Here is a 17,480-nt window from a genome sequence, read left to right as displayed (position 1 = left end):
GGGAATGTTGGATATGAATATCCAGGGTATCCTGTAGAGAGAAGCAAGAATAACGCTTTGGCAGCAGACTGCCAAAAGGAGTGGGCAAGGTTATGGAATTTACAAAAATGCACGGACTCGGCAACGATTTTATTGTTGTGTTTGGAGAACAACAGCTTCCGGCTGATGCCGCAGAATTGGCTGTAAAATGGTGCAACCGTTTCTTCGGCATCGGCGCGGATGGCCTGGTTTATATACTGCCTTCAGAGAAGGCGGATTTTCAGATGCGCATCATGAACTCGGACGGCTCGGAAGCAGAGCAATGTGGCAATGCCATACGCTGTGTATCCAAATATGTATATGATCACGGCCATGTGACCCAAGAACAGATTACGATAGAAACCATCGGTGCGGGTGTACAACCAGTAAGCTTGAACATTCGTGATGGTAAAGTGGAAACCGTTCGTGTGGATATGGGAGAGCCTATCCTGAATGGACTTCAGGTTCCAACCACCGTGGATGCCAATCCGGTGGTGGATCATTCCATCGAAGCAAATGGACAGGAGTTCAAATTTACGGCAGTCTCCATGGGTAATCCTCATGCAGTCATTTATGTGGATGATGCTGTGAATTTTGATCTCTCGACATGGGGGCCACTACTTGAGGTTCATCCCATGTTTCCGAAAAAAATCAATGTAGAGTTCGCAACGGTTCGCGATCGCGGCTATGTGGACATGCGTGTGTGGGAACGCGGTGCTGGACCAACACTTGCCTGTGGAACCGGAGCTTGCGCAACACTAGTATCATCCGTTCTGAACGGACATACGGATCGTACAGCGGTGATCAGCCTCAAGGGTGGCGATCTTCATATTGAGTGGAACGAAGCCGACAACCACGTGTACATGACTGGACCTGCTGAAGTTGTTTTCAAGGGAGTCACTTCGTAAAGAATACGTTTAAATGAGGAGGCCTTAGGGCCTCTTTTTTTGCAATTATATGAATTCCTACTAGTCCAGAGGGTTATAGAAACTGAATTTCACGAAAAACCTGTGTTTTTCTTCGTTTTCAGATGTTTTTTGTGTTACATTAGTATGAAATGATCAGTCAGGCGGGGGGAAAAGGGATGAAGGCGGATTTACGCAGTGTAATGCAGGAACGGGTCCTCATAGGGGATGGGGCGATGGGAACTTTCCTGTATCAGATGGGATTCCCGGTAGGGATTTCTTATGAAGAGTTGAACTTGATATCACCTGAAGTGGTGGCAGATGTGCATCGTCGTTACCGCGATGCAGGTACGGAAATTCATGAAACCAATACGTACTCTGCCAATTACGATAAGTTGTCCAAGTTTGGTCTGGAGTCCAAGGTCGAGGATGTCAACCGTGCCGGTGTGCGTATCGCCAAAGAAGTAGCTGGCGCAAACGGTTATGTTCTTGGCGCGGTTGGCTCCATTCGTGGAGGAAAGCGGACGAACGTATCAACAAGTGAATTGAAGCGTTTCTATCAGCAACAGATTTTTGCACTGCTCGATGAAGGAGTCGACGGTATTCTGCTCGAAACCTTCTATGATATCGAGGAGATGGATATCGCCCTCCTGCAGGCTCGCAAGCTGAGTGATCTGCCCGTGATCGGACAGTTCGCTGTTGAGGATGTAGGGCACACACTCGATGGATATACGATGCCAGAAGCTTTCCGAATCATGCGTGAGCAAGGGGCTGACGTCATTGGTTTTAACTGCCGTTCCGGTCCAAACGGAATTATGCGTGCGATGGAGACGGTCTCAGGCCGTATCGGTGTCCCAATGTCTGTTTATCCGAATGCGGGTGCAGCGGATTACGTCGATGGTCAGTTCCGTTATGGAGCGTCCCCGGAATACTTCGGACAGACGGCAGTGCAATTCGCTGATCTGGGCGCACGTATCATCGGAGGTTGCTGTGGTACGACACCTGATCATATCGCGGCAATTGCCCAGGCTCTTGTTGAATACACACCTGTTCCAATACTGGAACCTGACCCATCCGAGTCGAAACCGCGTATTATCCTGCATGAGAATGTAGATGAACGGTCTGGACGGGGTGGGCAGCCTACGATTGTGGATCTAGTTAAACAACGCCATACGGTCATCGTCGAACTTGACCCACCACGTGATCTCGACATTGCGAAGTTTATGAAAGGTGCCGAGACATTGAAAGCGGCTGGTGCAGATGCGTTAACATTGGCTGATAATTCCCTAGCGGTTACCCGGATGAGTAATATGGCTCTCGGCCATCTTGTTCAGGACCGTACAGGTTTGCGCCCACTGGTGCATATTGCATGTCGAGACCGGAATCTGATCGGGACACAATCGCACATGATGGGATTTGATGCTCTAGGCATTAATCATGTACTCGCTGTAACAGGTGACCCTGCACGATTTGGAGACTTGCCCGGATCAAGCTCGGTATATGATCTAACTTCTTTTGAAATTATACGTATGATCAAGCAGTTGAACGACGGCGTATCCTTCTCCGGTAAACCGCTCAAGCAGAAGGCGGGATTTGTTATCGGTGCCGCATTTAACCCAAATGTGAAACATCTGGATAAGGCTGTACAGCGGCTTGAGAAAAAGATTGCTTCCGGAGCCGATTATATTATGACGCAGCCGATATACGATCCTGAACTAATCGTAGCCATGCATGAAGCGACCAAGCATCTGGAAGTGCCGATCTTTGTAGGGGTAATGCCCTTAGCCAGCGGACGAAATGCCGAATATCTGCATAATGAGGTTCCGGGTATTCAGCTGTCGGATGAAGTGCGTTCCCGGATGGCTGGTCTTGAAGGCGAAGAAGGTCGAGCGATGGGTGTGAAGATCGCCAAGGAGCTTCTGGATGTAGCAACAAAACATTTCAAAGGAATCTATTTAATGACTCCATTTATGTTCTATAGTATGACGGCCGAACTGACCCAATATGTGTGGGAGAAGTCGGAGCATCAATGTCCTACTTGTTTCAACCCTAATAATCAATTACAATAGTGTAACGGATGTGATGCCGATGTCATTCAGTATGACCGGATACGGTCAATCCGCCTTTCATTTTGGAGGCTATAAGGTACAATTGGAAATCAAGTCTGTCAATCATCGTTATTGCGAAGTGATGATGCGTCTCCCAAGAGAATGGACGTGTTATGAAGACGGATTGAGGAAAAAGGTACAGAGCCGCTTAAAACGTGGGCGGATTGATGTTTATGTAATGAAAGAAAAAGATGAAGACCAGGCTCTTCCCGCTGTTCTGAATGAGCAGGCGGTCAGGGCCTATCTTCAGGCCGCAGAGCAATTGGAGAGCCGCTATGGTATGCAGGGCAAACCGAGTATTATGGATATGCTGGCACTTCCAGATGTCATGGTTCAGTCGGATGGGACGAGTTCGCTTCCGGAAGAGCAGAAAGACGAATGGGAGCGTGTCCTGCAGCAGGGGTTGGAAGAGGCTTTATCCGGTCTGGAGCAGATGCGCGCCCGCGAGGGTCTTCATCTGGCCAGTGATCTGGAACGACGTGTCAGTCGTCTGGAATCACTGCATACCGAGATGCTTGCTCTTGCGCCGACTGTGGTGAGTGATCATCGCAACAAGTTAAGACAAAGGCTTACGGAAATGCAGGAAGAAGGCTCTTTCCCTTTTGACGAGCATAAATTGGGTATGGAAATTGCTATGTTTGCCGATCGTTCTAACATAGAGGAAGAGCTTACGCGTCTACTGAGTCACTTTGGACAGAGCAGGGAGCTGCTGAAAAGTGATGAGCCAGTAGGCCGCAAGTTGGACTTTCTTATTCAGGAGATGAATAGGGAAGTCAATACGATTGGATCAAAAGCCAACCATTTGGCTCTGGTGAACCGTGTTGTCGAGATGAAGGCGGAACTGGAGAAAATTCGTGAGCAAGCGGCGAATATCGAATGAACGGTCATATTTCGGCAAAAGAGTCGCATGTATAGGGGGAAGAACCTGATTATGGCAATCAAACTCATTAACATTGGATTCGGTAACATCGTATCGGCGAACCGGATTATATCCATCGTGAGTCCGGAATCGGCGCCGATCAAGAGAATTATACAAGAGGCAAGAGACCGTCATATGCTGATAGACGCAACATACGGAAGACGTACTCGTGCCGTTATTATTACGGATAGCGATCATGTCATTCTGTCTGCAGTTCAGCCAGAAACGGTCGCCCATCGTCTTTCTTCGAAAGATGATGACAACGACGAATAAAATGGAGTGTAATATGTCTAAGGGATTACTGGTAGTGTTGTCCGGCCCATCAGGGGTCGGGAAGGGTACAGTATGCAGCGCTTTGCGCAAACGGGTGCCGGAATTGATTTATTCTGTATCGGCAACGACTCGTCAGCCACGTCTGGGTGAGGAACATGGCGTCAATTATTTCTTTAGAAGCCATGAAGAATTCCTGAACATGATTGCTGAAGATCAATTGTTGGAACACGCAGAATATGTAGGGAATTATTACGGAACACCGCGTGATTTTGTGGAGAAAACGATTAACGAGGGCCGGGACATCATTCTTGAGATTGAAGTTCAAGGCGCGTTGAAAGTGAAAGAAAAGTTCCCGGAAGGGATCTTTGTATTTCTGTTGCCTCCTTCATTGGACGAGCTTAAAGATCGCATTCAGGGCCGTGGTACGGAAAGTCAGGCGACGATTGATCATCGGATGTCCGTCGCGGTAGATGAGATCAGTCTGCTGGAGCAGTACGATTACGCTGTCGTTAATGATGAAATTGATTTGGCGTGTAAACGAATAGAAAGCATCATTATCGCCGAACATTGTAAGATCAATAAATAATCCATTTGCCGCCGTAAAATGCGATAATCAGTGGAGCTGCTGTCATAGTATATATGTAGAGCAGCTCCAGTCTGGTTATTGTATCCAGCGGTGCACCATGATTCCGTCAGGCGGCGAATTGTGATTATACTAATGCAAAGAGGTGTTTTGTAAATATGCTGTATCCTTCTATTGATGAAATGATGAACAAAGTCGACAGCAAGTATTCCCTTGTTGTTGCCGCTTCCCGCCGGGCAAGACAGCTTCGTGAAGGTGAGAAAACGGATTTGAGAAATGCCAGATCCCATAAACAGGTTGGCGTTGCACTTGAAGAAATTTATGGTGATCTGCTCGTTGTCATCAAAGGACAGGACGAAGAGGAAGAAGAGTAAGCCGCCTGCGGCTGCTCTTCAACTGCATACGGCGCAAGCCGGATTTATTTGACAACCGCGAGGTTGTTATTTTTTTCTCTATTCATCATTATAAACGTCGTATATCGGGGGGATAACCATGTTGAACGGTAAAAAAATCGTGCTTGGTGTGACTGGCGGCATAGCCGCATACAAAGCGGCTACATTATGCAGCAGGCTGGTGCAAAAAGGAGCGGACGTTCATGTCATTATGACGAATTCCGCGAAACAGTTTATTACCGAATTAACGCTGCAAACCTTGACCCGAAATGTGGTATATAGTGATACATTTGATGAGCGGGAGCCTTCGGTCGTCTCGCATATCCATCTGGCTGATATGGCCGATCTTGTTTTGGTTGCTCCGGCAACAGCCAATGTGATTGCCAAAATGGCACATGGGATGGCTGATGATATGCTCTCTACAACCTTGCTTGCAACCACTGCACCGGTGATGATTGCGCCAGCGATGAATGTACATATGTATGATCATCCGGCTGTGCAGCATAATATGTGCCTGTTAACGGAGCGCGGAACTATGATGATTGAACCGGGTGAAGGTCAACTGGCGTGCGGGTATGTGGGCAAAGGACGTTTGGAAGAACCAGAGACAATTGTCGATGTGGTGGAACGATTTTTTGAACAGCAGGAGTCTGCCAAACGGGAACGTAACGAACAGCTTTCCTTGTTGAGCGGGAAGAAGGTTGTGGTCACTGCAGGAGGTACCATTGAACGCATTGATCCGGTAAGATATATTACCAATGATTCCTCTGGAAAAATGGGTTTTGCCATTGCAGCGACAGCTCGTGATCTGGGGGCAGATGTGACTTTGGTTATGGGGAATACCCAGGTTCAGCCGCCAGCCAATGTAAAGGTGATCCCGGTACAGTCTGCGCAGGATATGTATGATGCGGTAGCAGGTGAGTGGGATGATGCAGATATCGTGGTTAAGGCCGCGGCTGTTGCGGATTATCGCCCCAAGGAAGTGTACACGGAGAAAATCAAGAAGAAAGGCGATACATTATCGCTTGAACTTATTAAAAATATAGATATTCTTGAAACGCTGGGCAAGCAGAAGAGCCATCAATTTTTGATTGGTTTTGCTGCGGAGACAAATTCATTAGAAATGTATGCACGTGAGAAACTGGAACGGAAAAACTGTGATCTGATCGTAGCCAATGATGTCACGCAGACGGGTGCCGGATTTGGAACAGATACCAACGCGGTGCACATCTATGACCGTGAAGGTTTGGTGGAAGAGCTTCAGGTGGTGGCCAAGGAAGAGGTGGCCCGCCGGTTGCTTTCGATTGCGGCGGAGCGCATTGCCGGGAGGAATTAATATGGAGATCGCCAAGGTAATTGTCGATGTTCCTGTGAAGGAAACGGACCGGCCGTTTGATTATCTGGTGCCGGAATCCATGCGTGAATGGATTGAGATTGGCAGCAGGGTAGGTGTACCTTTTGGTCATCGGACGGTGCAAGGTTTCGTAATTGATCTGGTGCCTCGCACGGGAACGGAGACTTTCAAACTCAAACCGATTCAGGAATTGCTGGATATCGTTCCACCGTTGTCTGAAGATTTGGTTGAATTAGCCGAGTGGATGAGTGAACGTTATGCCAGCAACCGTATTTTGTCTTTGCAGGTGATGGTACCGACTGCGCTGAAAGGGAAAGCAGAACGGTATATCTCACTTGGAGATGCCCTGGATGGACAAATGGCAGGTTCTGCGTCAGGCGAAGAAGTTCTTTTTGTATGGGGAGAAGAATCGACTTCAGAAAAAGTGCAGCAAGATATTATTCGTTTTGTGAAGAGTCGTGGGCAGGTTCCCCTGCAACAATTGAGTCGTAAGTACCCCAATCATGCTGCGCTGATCAAGAAGTTGTTGCTCAGTGGTGTCCTGCTGGAAAGTCAGGCAATTAAGGACAAGCTGAATAAAAAAACGATGAAATCCATTAATCTAGCTGTGGATGCAGCGGCTGCGGAAGAGGCATTGACTTCATTCCCGGCAAAGGCGCAACGGCAGAAAGAAGTTTTGGCTTTCTTGCTGGAAATGAAAGAACTGTTGCCGATGGCGATGAAAGAATTGTTGTCCACACTTCAGGTATCAGCGGCTACAGTCAAAGGGCTTGAGGAGAAGGGGTTAGTTGTGACGAAGGACGTCGAAGTCTTTCGTGACCCTTATCAGGGACGTAAGTTTCGTGCGACCGAGCCACTGAATCTGACCGACGAGCAGCAGCTAGTCTATAACAATATCAATGGTCGATTACAGGAAAGGCGCCATGGCGTCTTTTTGCTTCATGGTGTAACAGGCAGTGGCAAGACGGAAGTATACCTCCAGACCATTCAGCGCTGTATTGAACAGGATCGGCAGGCAATTGTACTTGTACCCGAGATTGCATTGACACCGCAGATGGTAGAGCGTTTTAAAGGACGTTTTGGTGATCAGGTTGCTGTGATGCACAGTCGTTTGTCTGGTGGAGAGCGTTATGATGAGTGGCGCAAAATTAGGGAAGGCCAGGTGAAAGTTGCCATTGGCGCCCGTTCAGCAGTCTTTGCTCCGTTTAGTCGTCTTGGTCTGATCATTATGGACGAGGAGCACGAGACTTCATATAAACAGGAAGAAACCCCGAAATATCATGCCCGTGATGTAGCGGTAAAAAGAGCACAGCAGCACCAGGCGGTCGTTGTCCTGGGTTCAGCGACACCTTCGCTGGAAAGTTACTATGCTGCTCGTTCGCAGAGCAATGATGATTTTGCACCACTTTTGTTGGAGATGCCTACCCGCGCACTTGGAAATAAGCTGCCGGAGGTACGAATTGTTGATATGCGTGAAGAGTTGAAGGACGGAAATCGCTCGATGTTCAGCCGTGCCTTGCATAAAGGGCTGGAAGAGCGGTTGGAACGTGGGGAACAGACCGTGCTTTTGCTGAATCGACGTGGCTATTCTACCTTTGTGATGTGTCGCAGTTGTGGATACGTTGCAGGCTGTCCCGAGTGTGATATTTCATTAACCTATCATCAGCGCTCAAACAATCTTCGTTGTCATTATTGTGGTTATGCGGAAGCAGCACCAGAAGTGTGTCCGGATTGCGGTAGTGAGCATATTCGATATTTCGGTACAGGTACACAGCGGGTAGAGGAAGAATTGGCTAAGCTGTTCCCGGGTATTCGTGTTATTCGGATGGACGTGGATACAACGAGCGAAAAAGGTTCGCATGAGAAGTTATTGAAGCAGTTTCGTGAGAAAAAGGCAGACGTATTGCTGGGAACCCAGATGGTTGCCAAAGGGCTTGATTTTCCTGATGTCACTCTGGTTGGTGTCATCACCGCAGACTCCGCACTCAATTTGCCTGATTTCAGGGCTGCCGAAAAAACATTTCAGCTGCTCACCCAGGTGGCCGGCCGTGCTGGTCGACATCAACTGCCAGGCGAGGTATTCGTACAGTCCTATACACCAGAGCACTATTCGATTGGGCATGCGAGCCAGCATGACTATGTTTCGTTTGTCCGTGAGGAATTATTGCATCGGCGCAATTTGCAGTATCCGCCTTACTGTCGCCTGATTTTGGTGACTTTCTCACATGAGCAGCTTCCGGTACTGATCCGGTTGGCTGAGAACTACACACGAATACTGAAAGAAAAGGCAAATGCTGCTGGCTGGTTAGGTAGTTTGGACCGTTTCAGTAATGATGCCTTTGATGTGCTTGGCCCGGTAGCATCACCGATTCCTCGGATCAAGAATAGATACAGATTCCAATGTATGATAAAATGGCGGGGGGATGTCGACGCCATTGGACTGGCGCTCGCGACCGCCCGGCGCATGGACGACGATGTTCAGGCGCAGAAGCTGCAAATTAGTCTGGATGTAGACCCGCAAATGTTAATGTGAGCATTTGTAGTAAAATGCGGATGTAAACAAGCGGTATAAACATAGATTAAAAACAACATGAATGATGGCTCGATCTTAAAATCAGTTTTTGATACCTGCTACATAGCAGAAAATCAGTACTTATTTTTGAAATGAGCTTGATGTCCTGAAATTATGATGAGGATTAGGAAGGTGCTTACAACATGTCTATTCGTATTATCGTGAAAGAACCGGATGAGGTACTACACAAAAGAGCTAAAGAAGTAACCAAAGTTACACCCAATGTACAGAAACTGCTGGATGATATGGCAGATACGATGTATGACGCAGAAGGCGTAGGTTTGGCTGCGCCACAGGTTGGTATTTTGAAACGCCTGATTGTGATCGATTGCGGAGATGAACAGGGGCTGATCAAGATGATCAATCCGGAGATTATTTCGAGCGAGGGAGAGCAATTTGGACCCGAAGGATGCTTGAGTATTCCTGGCATTAACGGTGATGTGCGTCGTTTTGAGACAGTTACAGTCAAAGGGCTGGACCGTGAAGGCAAGGAACTGATTATTACGGGCAGCGGATTGTTGTCACGTGCATTCCAACATGAGATTGACCACTTGGATGGTGTACTCTTTACGGATATTGCTGAAAAGGTATACGAAATTGCAGCCGATCAAACCGGGCCGCGTCGTAACTAAGGAGTGATTGATTTGAATATTGTTTTTATGGGAACGCCTGAATTTGCAGTTCCGTCTCTCGATATGCTTATAGCCGAGGGATATAACGTGGTTGGGGTAGTAACACAGCCAGATAAACCACAGGGCCGTAAAAAGGTACTTACACCAACACCAGTCAAGGCTGCGGCAGAACGCCACGGCCTGCCGGTATTTCAACCAGTGAAACTGCGTGCTCCAGAAGCTGTAGCCCAATTGGCTGAATGGAAACCGGACCTGATTGTGACTGCGGCATTTGGGCAGATTCTGCCCAAAGCTGTGCTGGATATGCCCGTTCGTGGATGTGTGAACGTGCATGGCTCTCTTTTGCCAAAATATCGCGGTGGTGCCCCGATTCAACGCTCCATTATTAATGGAGAGCCAGTGACGGGAGTTACACTGATGTTTATGGCGGAAGGCTTGGATACGGGAGATATGATCTCACGTGTGGAAGTAGCGATTACGGATGAAGATACGTCAGGGTCCATGTTTGTAAAGCTCAGTGAAGCAGGCTCCAAATTGCTTCAGGAAGAAATGCCGCGGCTGGTAGCAGGCGAAACAACGGCTGTCCCACAGGATGAAGCCGAGGCTTCGTATGCTCGTAATCTGACTCGGGATGACGAGAAGATGGACTGGAATCGCACGTCGCGTGAATTGTTTAATCAAATTCGCGGTCTTGTGCCGTTCTCGGGTGCATTCACGATGTGGGATGAGCAGGTCTTCAAGGTCTGGGCAGCAGCAAATCCGAAGCAGGCGGATGTACTCTCTTCTTCGGATGCTGGACAAGCTGAGCCGGGAACGGTATTACAATTGGGCAGAAATGGCATTGAAGTTCGCACAGGTGACGGTTCTCTCTGGCTTACTGAGGTTCAGCCCGCAGGCAAAAAAGTGATGCAAGCTGCTGACTTTGCCCGTGGTGGCACTCTGAAACCAGGAACGGTGCTGCAATGAGCGGAAATACACCGGGCCGTCCGTCAGGAAATGGTCATAAAGTCGCAGGAAATACGTCCGGGCGTGGAGGAAATAAACCGCGTCCCAACCAGGGGAGATCGGGTCGAGCAGGAAATGCATCTGCGTCCCCAGCTTCGGTCAACGGTACATCACGCTCGGAGCGGCCTAAAACATCTGCTCGTGCACTCGCTGTAAAGGTACTCAGCGCCGTTGAGCAAGAGGGAGCTTACAGCAACCTTGAGCTGAATAGGCGTCTGAAAGAGGCCGAGCTGAGTCCGGCAGATGCCGGACTAGCTACAGAGTTGGTATATGGTACGATCGCAAGACGGAATACCCTTGATTATTTTCTGGAACGCTATGTAGCCAAAGGTGTATCCAAGCTGCAACCTTGGGTTCGTAGCCTGCTGCGCATCAGCGTGTACCAGATGTTATATCTGGACCGTATTCCGGAACACGCGGTGGTGAGTGAAGCCGTCAACTTGGCTAAGAAATTAGGTCATCAGGGCATCTCGGGTATGGTGAATGGCGTTCTACGGAACATGATTCGCAATCGTGATGAACTGCGCATTCCCGAACATTTGCCTGCAGCTGAACGTATCTCACTGGAGCATTCACACCCGCTGTGGATGGTCGAACGCTGGATCAGCCAATATGGCGAAGAGACAGCGGAAGCGATTTGCCGTGCAAATAATGAACCGCCAGCGGTTAGTGTTCGTGTGAACACGACAATGACTACACGTGAGAAATTAATGCTGGAGATGGAGAGCATGGGTGCTATCGTGGAACCTTCCCGGCTTAGTCCGGACGGTATTCTCGTTCGCAGTGGTGGCAATATGGCACTTACGACCTGGTATCGGGATGGCTTGCTGTCCGTTCAGGATGAAAGTTCCATGCTTGTAGCCGAGGCAGTTGGGCCTGAAGATGGTCAGACTGTACTGGACTGCTGTGCAGCTCCTGGCGGAAAGACAGCCCATATGGCGGAGAAAATGCAGGACCGTGGACGAATTGTGGCCAATGATGTACATGCTCACAAACGTCAGTTGATCATGGATCAGGCAGATCGTCTGGGACTTAGCTGTATTGATGCTGTAACAGGGGATGCACTTGATCTGGATGAGCGTTATCCTGAGGCGTCATTTGACCGCATTCTGCTGGATGCGCCATGTTCTGGTCTAGGTGTTATTCGCCGCAAGCCGGATGTCAAATGGACGAAAACTGCGGAAGATATTCACGATATCTCCAATCTTCAACGTAAACTGCTGGATCGGGTTGCACCGCTATTAAAGCCGGGTGGTATTCTGGTGTATAGTACGTGTACAATCGAGCCTGCGGAGAACGAGCATAGGGTCGCTGACTTTTTAGCCCGGCATCCGGAATACAAAGCCGCTGAAGACTCTGCTTGGTCTGGTCTGGAAACAGCAGAGTGGAAGGTTGTGAACGGTGGTGTGCAGATCCTGCCACAGTACGCTCACAGTGACGGATTTTTCATTGCCAGGTTGACAAGGATAGCGGATTAACAGTTTAATAGAGCACTGAAGGATAGCCGCCGAGGGGAACTTCGGCGGATTTCTTTGTGATTAGACTGAGGTGTTCAACATCAGTAAAATGTGATGATAGGGTGCGATGCAGGCACTGAGGTGTTATAATGCATGAAGTACAGGCATCAAGGGTATACATGGATGTAAAGTGGTCTTTGTGATAGAATAGGAAGAATGAAAAGAAAAGAAGGAATAGGTGTTGACAACAAAATGAAACCTTTTATATATGATTATTCCCTGGAGGAGCTGCAACAGTGGGCTGTTGAGAACGGGGAGCCGGCTTTTCGCGGTGGTCAGATCTTCGACTGGATTTATGTGAAACGTGTGAATGATTTCAGTGAAATGACGAACTTGTCCAAAGCGCTGCGTGAAAAGCTGACTGAACAATTTGAATTCGTTACACTTACTGAAATTACGAAGTTTGAATCCAAGGATGGAACTGTGAAATTCCTGTTCGGTCTGCACGATGATCATGCGATCGAAACAGTTATTATGAAGCACAACTATGGTAACAGCATCTGTGTAACAACACAGGTTGGCTGCCGGATTGGCTGCACGTTCTGTGCATCCACGCTGGGTGGACTGAAACGTAACCTTACAGCTGGCGAAATTGTCGCTCAGGTTGTGCAAGCCCAGAAAATTTTGGACGAACGCGGTGAGCGGGTCAGCAGCATCGTAATCATGGGTTCAGGTGAACCTTTTGAGAACTATGAAGCAACAATGACGTTCCTGCGTATCATGATTCACGAAAAAGGGCTGAATATCGGTCAGCGCCATATCACGGTGTCCACAAGTGGAATCGTACCAAACATTTACAAGTTTGCAGATGAAGATACACAGATTAACCTGGCGATTTCCATCCATGCGCCAAATGATGCATTGCGTTCTAAATTGATGCCGGTTAACCGCCGTTTTCCTTTTGAGGATGTAATGGAGTCGTTGCGTTATTACTTGGCGAAAACGGGGCGCAGAATTACGTTTGAGTACGCACTTATCGGTGGTGTGAATGATCAGCCGGAACATGCGGCAGAACTGGCAAGCGTGCTTAAGAACATGTTGTGCCATGTGAACCTGATTCCGGTCAACCATGTACCTGAGCGCAAGTACGTAAGAACATCCAGAAGCGATATTTTCAATTTTCAGAAGATTCTCTCGGAGCAGGGTGTTAATGTAACCATTCGTCGTGAACAGGGACATGATATTGCTGCCGCTTGCGGTCAGCTTCGTGCAAAGCATATGGAGTTGAGGTGAGAACGTTTTGATCAAAACAGTTCATGTGAGCCATATCGGACGGGTGCGTTCGGTGAATGAAGATTCATCCTGGATTCGAAATCTCGATACAGGTTATATTCTGGGTATTGTTGCCGATGGTATGGGCGGACATCTTGCAGGAGATACGGCAAGCCGTCTGGCGGTAGAGACGTTGGTGCAGGATCTGGGAACGCTTGAGCCGGGTCTTTCACATGCGTCTTTGTCAGCCGCATTGAGCGATGCTATTTTGCATGCCAACGAAGTGATCTTCCGTACTGCCTCCTCGGATGATAATTACCACAACATGGGAACTACCGTGGTTGCGGCGTTATTAAATGATACAGAAGGCGTTATTGGTCACATCGGTGATAGCAGAGCATACAAAATTGCAAACAAACATGTGATCCAGTTGACCGAGGACCATACACTGGTCAATGAATTGTTCAAAAATGGTCAGATCAGCAAAGAAGATGTCTCTCATCATCCGCGTCGAAATGTGCTGACACGTGCTCTTGGGACAGATGCTGAAGTGAAGGTGGATCTGGATACCGTCAAGCTGGAAGAAGGCGAAGTTCTTCTCCTGTGCAGTGATGGGCTTAGTAATCTGGTCAGCAATGAGCAGATCATTCAGGTCGCAGGTAATCTGGAACTGGCATTGGAAGATCGTGCGGATCGCCTGCTTCAGCTGGCTTTGCTTGCTGGAGGAGATGACAATATTACGGTGGCATTATTCGAACTGCAAAAGGAAGGTTCCGTGATATCGGAAACGGGGTGTGAGTCATGATTGGGCACCAGCTAGGCGGACGCTATGAAGTGATCGAGCGTGTCGGCGGTGGCGGCATGGCTCTTGTGTATAAGGCCCAGGACCTGTTGCTCAACCGGAACGTTGCCATCAAAGTGTTACGGCAGCAATTTGTGCATGACGAAGAGTTTATCCGCCGTTTCCGCAGAGAAGCACAATCCGCAGCTTCGCTGTCACATCCTAACGTAGTTAGTGTTTATGATGTCGGACAGGAAGATGATGTTCATTATATTGTCATGGAATATGTTGAAGGTAAAAACCTGAATGAAATTATAAAAGAACGGGCGCCTCTGCAGGTGGACGAGGCCGTTCGAATTGCCTCCCAGATTGCAGATGCTCTCGATCATGCACATCATAATCAGATCATTCATCGGGATATTAAACCGCATAATATATTGATTGGTCGTAATGGCCGTGTGAAAGTAACGGATTTCGGGATTGCCCGCGCGGTTACGTCCACAACGATTACACAGACCGGCTCAGTAGTCGGTTCCGTACATTACTTCTCACCTGAACATGCCAAAGGCATCGTGACTGGTGAGAAGTCGGACTTATATTCTCTTGGTATAGTACTCTATCAAATGCTGACTGGTCAGCTTCCGTTTCTGGGAGAGAGTCCAATTAGCGTTGCTTTGAAGCATTTGCAGGAAGAGTTTGATGAACCTCGCAAATTTAATCCGCTTATCCCGCAAAGCGTGGAGAACGTTATTCTAAAATCCATGCGCAAAAATCCGCAGGAGCGTTACCAATCTGCTAAAGAAATGCAGACGGATCTGGAAACCTGCCTGATGCCGGAAAGACGTAATGAAACGAAAATTGATTTTCCGGATGAGGATGATATTGATCAGACCCGTGTTATGCCGGCGATCAAGCCGGAGCCACGTGGAGTTACATCCACAGGTGCTATACCCGTGATGGAGTCTGACCAAGATAACAACAAGGGCAAAACCAAAACAAAGAACTGGAAGAAGCCAGCGCTGCTGATCTCGTTGACAGTGCTTATTCTTATCGCGATGGTTGGAGTTGTATGGTACGTGAAAGGCATGCTTGTTGTGCCGGATGTGACTGTACCCAATGTCATTGGTCAAACCGAAGAAAAGGCTCGTCAAATGTTGCAGGATCAAGGGCTTGTGGTCAGTGATAATGTCATCCGGGAGTACAAGGAGGATGTGGACCCAGGTATTGTATTTGACCAGACCCGAAATGAAGGCGATGTGGTCAAAGAAGGCTCTGAGGTCCAGCTGAGTGTTGGGGCGGAAAAAGAGCTGTTGAAGATGATTGATCTCAAAGACCTTTCATACGATGAGGCGGTCAAACAACTCACCGAACTGGATATCAAAGAGGATCAGATTCAGCGTAAAGAAGAGTTTTCGAATGATAAATCTGCGGGAACGGTCCTATCCCAAACTCCTGGGGTGAATGTAGAATACGATCCGGCAGAGGTTCAGATTGTTCTGACCGTGAGCAAAGGCTCCGAAACAATAAAAATGCCGGACTTGAAAAACCGTACTCGAAGTGAGGCAGAGAGTATGCTCAAATCCGCCGGTTTAATCCTTGCTCAGGTTCAGGAAGAGTCGAGCTACACCGTAGATGAAGGCAAAGTGACACAGCAATGGCCTGTAGAAGCCGGTGCAGACGTGAATCCTGGTGACAAAATCACCATTTTCATTAGTACTGGATATCCGCCAGAGGCATTGAACTACGCCTATAACATTAACGTTTCACCAAAAGAAGAAGGAAAGAACAGCAAAATTCGAATTACTTTCGAGGATGCTCGTGGCAAAAGTCAGGAATGGGGGACCCGGACAATCAAGTCTGCCCAAATGCTGACAATTCCGCTTATTTTGGCTCCAAACGTCGATGGTGTTGTCTCTGTCTACCGGGATGGCCAATTCCTGGATACGTACCTGGTGTCCTACAGTGATGCCAAGAACGGAACGGTAGTTGTGCCTACCATTGAGCCCGAGAAGGGTGCAGAGCCACCTCCAACAACGGAGGAGCCTGAACAAGGCGGTGGTGGTGATGAAGGCACCGTAGATACACAACAGGAAGGTGAACCGGATACACCTGTTGAGGGTGAAGGGGAGCATGACGAAGCAGATACTTCTGCGATGAAGAACGGAAATGGTCTCGCCAAAGGAAAAGATAAGAAAAAGGAAGTCGTTAACGCATCAAGCCGTCCATAAGGGCGGCTTATTGCCGACGTTCAGGGTAAATGTACTGTAAATTAAAGGAGGGCGACGGAGCTATGCCAGAAGGTATCATCGTTAAAGCGCTAAGCGGTTACTATTATGTCATGCCACTGGAAGACAGCGGGGTGCCTTCGGTTGAAGGCTCCGCCGTTCAATGTCGGGCCAGAGGTATCTTCAGAAAACGGGGTACTTCACCACTTGTGGGTGACCGTGTCAGCTATATGCTGACAGAGAACGGAGAAGGAACAGTAGATGAGATTCGCAAACGTGAAACGGAGTTAATTCGTCCACCTGTTGCCAATGTAAGTCTGGCTGTTCTGTTATTTTCCGTTAAGGAACCGGACATGAATCTCAATCTGTTGGACAAATTCCTGGTACATATTGAACAAGCTGGACTGGATGCACTGATTGTGCTCACGAAGCAGGACCTAGCTGATCCAGAAAACGATGCCCGTGATACAGTAGCAGAAGTAAAAGCTATGTACGGGCAAATTGGATATGAAGTTATCTCTACCAGTTCACGAACCGGTGAAGGCAATGAACTGCTCAAGGAGCGTCTTGCCGGCAAGATTAGCGTATTCTCCGGGCAATCCGGTGTAGGTAAATCTTCGATGCTGAATGCCTTGATGCCAGGTCTAACCCTGGAGACCAGTGCAATCAGCATGCGCCTTGGCCGAGGGAAACACACCACCAGGCACGTGGAGCTCATACCGCTGGATAATGGTGGCTTTGTCGCGGATACGCCGGGATTCAGCCAACTGGACTTCCTGGAGATTGGTGTGGAGGAGTTATCCACTTGTTTCCGGGAGTTCGCTCAATATGCGGATCAATGTAAGTTCCGAGGCTGTACCCATACGCACGAACCAGGTTGTCGGGTGCTTGCAGCCAAAGCGGAGGGAATGATCTCCGAAAGCCGTTATCAGCACTACGAACAATTCCTTACAGAAATGAAAGACAAAAAGCGGAGGTATTAAT

At 48.4% G+C, this 17,480-nt stretch carries 15 protein-coding genes; all 15 read left to right on the top strand.

Annotated elements, in window-relative coordinates; translation table 11 throughout:
• The first annotated feature begins 92 nt into the window (after positions 1–92).
• The 15 genes from dapF (at position 93) to rsgA (ending at position 17,479) form a co-directional block, all read left to right on the top strand.
• On the top strand, positions 93–926 hold the full coding sequence (gene dapF / locus HP548_RS24390) for a diaminopimelate epimerase (protein WP_076288227.1): 834 nt from the start codon (positions 93–95) through the stop codon (positions 924–926).
• Positions 927–1,102: 176 nt separating this feature from the next.
• On the top strand, positions 1,103–2,992 hold the full coding sequence (locus tag HP548_RS24385) for a bifunctional homocysteine S-methyltransferase/methylenetetrahydrofolate reductase (RefSeq protein WP_076288228.1): 1,890 nt from the start codon (positions 1,103–1,105) through the stop codon (positions 2,990–2,992).
• 19 nt (positions 2,993–3,011) lie between these two features.
• Positions 3,012–3,911: a YicC/YloC family endoribonuclease gene (locus tag HP548_RS24380; RefSeq protein WP_175383114.1), complete on the top strand. Its 900-nt coding sequence runs from the start codon at positions 3,012–3,014 to the stop codon at positions 3,909–3,911.
• A gap of 51 nt (positions 3,912–3,962) precedes the next feature.
• A complete protein-coding gene (gene remA / locus HP548_RS24375; RefSeq protein WP_006209218.1) occupies positions 3,963–4,223 on the top strand; it encodes an extracellular matrix/biofilm regulator RemA in 261 nt (86 codons plus the stop codon).
• Between the two features lie 13 nt (positions 4,224–4,236).
• Positions 4,237–4,809, top strand: coding sequence for a guanylate kinase (gene gmk / locus HP548_RS24370; protein ID WP_024631121.1), 573 nt, complete (start codon positions 4,237–4,239; stop codon positions 4,807–4,809).
• A gap of 155 nt (positions 4,810–4,964) precedes the next feature.
• Positions 4,965–5,180, top strand: coding sequence for a DNA-directed RNA polymerase subunit omega (gene rpoZ / locus HP548_RS24365; protein ID WP_024631120.1), 216 nt, complete (start codon positions 4,965–4,967; stop codon positions 5,178–5,180).
• Between the two features lie 118 nt (positions 5,181–5,298).
• The gene (gene coaBC, locus HP548_RS24360) at positions 5,299–6,534 is read left to right on the top strand and encodes a bifunctional phosphopantothenoylcysteine decarboxylase/phosphopantothenate--cysteine ligase CoaBC (protein ID WP_076288230.1); all 1,236 of its coding nucleotides are present in this window, start codon (positions 5,299–5,301) and stop codon (positions 6,532–6,534) included.
• 1 nt (position 6,535) lies between these two features.
• Complete coding sequence (gene priA / locus HP548_RS24355) at positions 6,536–9,085, top strand: primosomal protein N' (RefSeq protein WP_175383113.1); 2,550 nt, start codon at positions 6,536–6,538, stop codon at positions 9,083–9,085.
• A gap of 182 nt (positions 9,086–9,267) precedes the next feature.
• Positions 9,268–9,756 carry a peptide deformylase gene (gene def / locus HP548_RS24350; protein ID WP_024631117.1) on the top strand — a complete coding sequence of 163 codons (489 nt, stop codon included), beginning with the start codon at positions 9,268–9,270 and terminating at the stop codon, positions 9,754–9,756.
• Positions 9,757–9,768: 12 nt separating this feature from the next.
• Entirely contained in the window at positions 9,769–10,722 is a 954-nt protein-coding gene (gene fmt, locus HP548_RS24345; protein WP_076288232.1) for a methionyl-tRNA formyltransferase, read from the top strand.
• Positions 10,719–12,239: a 16S rRNA (cytosine(967)-C(5))-methyltransferase RsmB gene (gene rsmB, locus HP548_RS24340; RefSeq protein ID WP_175383112.1), complete on the top strand. Its 1,521-nt coding sequence runs from the start codon at positions 10,719–10,721 to the stop codon at positions 12,237–12,239. Before fmt ends, rsmB begins: the two co-directional genes overlap by 4 nt.
• Positions 12,240–12,470: 231 nt before the next feature.
• Positions 12,471–13,511, top strand: a complete 1,041-nt coding sequence (gene rlmN, locus HP548_RS24335; RefSeq protein ID WP_063565754.1) for a 23S rRNA (adenine(2503)-C(2))-methyltransferase RlmN — start codon at positions 12,471–12,473, stop codon at positions 13,509–13,511.
• Positions 13,512–13,518: 7 nt separating this feature from the next.
• Positions 13,519–14,295: a Stp1/IreP family PP2C-type Ser/Thr phosphatase gene (locus tag HP548_RS24330; RefSeq protein ID WP_063565604.1), complete on the top strand. Its 777-nt coding sequence runs from the start codon at positions 13,519–13,521 to the stop codon at positions 14,293–14,295.
• A complete protein-coding gene (pknB, locus tag HP548_RS24325; protein ID WP_175383111.1) occupies positions 14,292–16,499 on the top strand; it encodes a Stk1 family PASTA domain-containing Ser/Thr kinase in 2,208 nt (735 codons plus the stop codon). Before HP548_RS24330 ends, pknB begins: the two co-directional genes overlap by 4 nt.
• Before the next feature lie 62 nt (positions 16,500–16,561).
• Positions 16,562–17,479 carry a ribosome small subunit-dependent GTPase A gene (gene rsgA / locus HP548_RS24320; RefSeq protein ID WP_175383110.1) on the top strand — a complete coding sequence of 306 codons (918 nt, stop codon included), beginning with the start codon at positions 16,562–16,564 and terminating at the stop codon, positions 17,477–17,479.
• Position 17,480: the final 1 nt, after the last annotated feature.

It is taken from the genome of Paenibacillus taichungensis, from assembly GCF_013359905.1.
Taxonomy (GTDB): Bacteria; Bacillota; Bacilli; order Paenibacillales; family Paenibacillaceae; genus Paenibacillus; species Paenibacillus taichungensis.
This window is presented reverse-complemented; position numbering and strand designations above follow the sequence as displayed.

What these genes read in the sequence shown, in the direction of transcription:
- priA (WP_175383113.1), top strand. Translation starts at nt 6,536, where the DNA reads ATGGAGATCGCCAAGGTAATTGTCGATGTTCCTGTGAAGGAAACGGAC.
- rpoZ (WP_024631120.1), top strand. Translation starts at nt 4,965, where the DNA reads ATGCTGTATCCTTCTATTGATGAAATGATGAACAAAGTCGACAGCAAG.
- coaBC (WP_076288230.1), top strand. Translation starts at nt 5,299, where the DNA reads ATGTTGAACGGTAAAAAAATCGTGCTTGGTGTGACTGGCGGCATAGCC.
- def (WP_024631117.1), top strand. Translation starts at nt 9,268, where the DNA reads ATGTCTATTCGTATTATCGTGAAAGAACCGGATGAGGTACTACACAAA.
- dapF (WP_076288227.1), top strand. Translation starts at nt 93, where the DNA reads ATGGAATTTACAAAAATGCACGGACTCGGCAACGATTTTATTGTTGTG.
- pknB (WP_175383111.1), top strand. Translation starts at nt 14,292, where the DNA reads ATGATTGGGCACCAGCTAGGCGGACGCTATGAAGTGATCGAGCGTGTC.
- HP548_RS24380 (WP_175383114.1), top strand. Translation starts at nt 3,012, where the DNA reads ATGTCATTCAGTATGACCGGATACGGTCAATCCGCCTTTCATTTTGGA.
- rsmB (WP_175383112.1), top strand. Translation starts at nt 10,719, where the DNA reads ATGAGCGGAAATACACCGGGCCGTCCGTCAGGAAATGGTCATAAAGTC.
- remA (WP_006209218.1), top strand. Translation starts at nt 3,963, where the DNA reads ATGGCAATCAAACTCATTAACATTGGATTCGGTAACATCGTATCGGCG.
- HP548_RS24385 (WP_076288228.1), top strand. Translation starts at nt 1,103, where the DNA reads ATGAAGGCGGATTTACGCAGTGTAATGCAGGAACGGGTCCTCATAGGG.
- rlmN (WP_063565754.1), top strand. Translation starts at nt 12,471, where the DNA reads ATGAAACCTTTTATATATGATTATTCCCTGGAGGAGCTGCAACAGTGG.
- rsgA (WP_175383110.1), top strand. Translation starts at nt 16,562, where the DNA reads ATGCCAGAAGGTATCATCGTTAAAGCGCTAAGCGGTTACTATTATGTC.
- gmk (WP_024631121.1), top strand. Translation starts at nt 4,237, where the DNA reads ATGTCTAAGGGATTACTGGTAGTGTTGTCCGGCCCATCAGGGGTCGGG.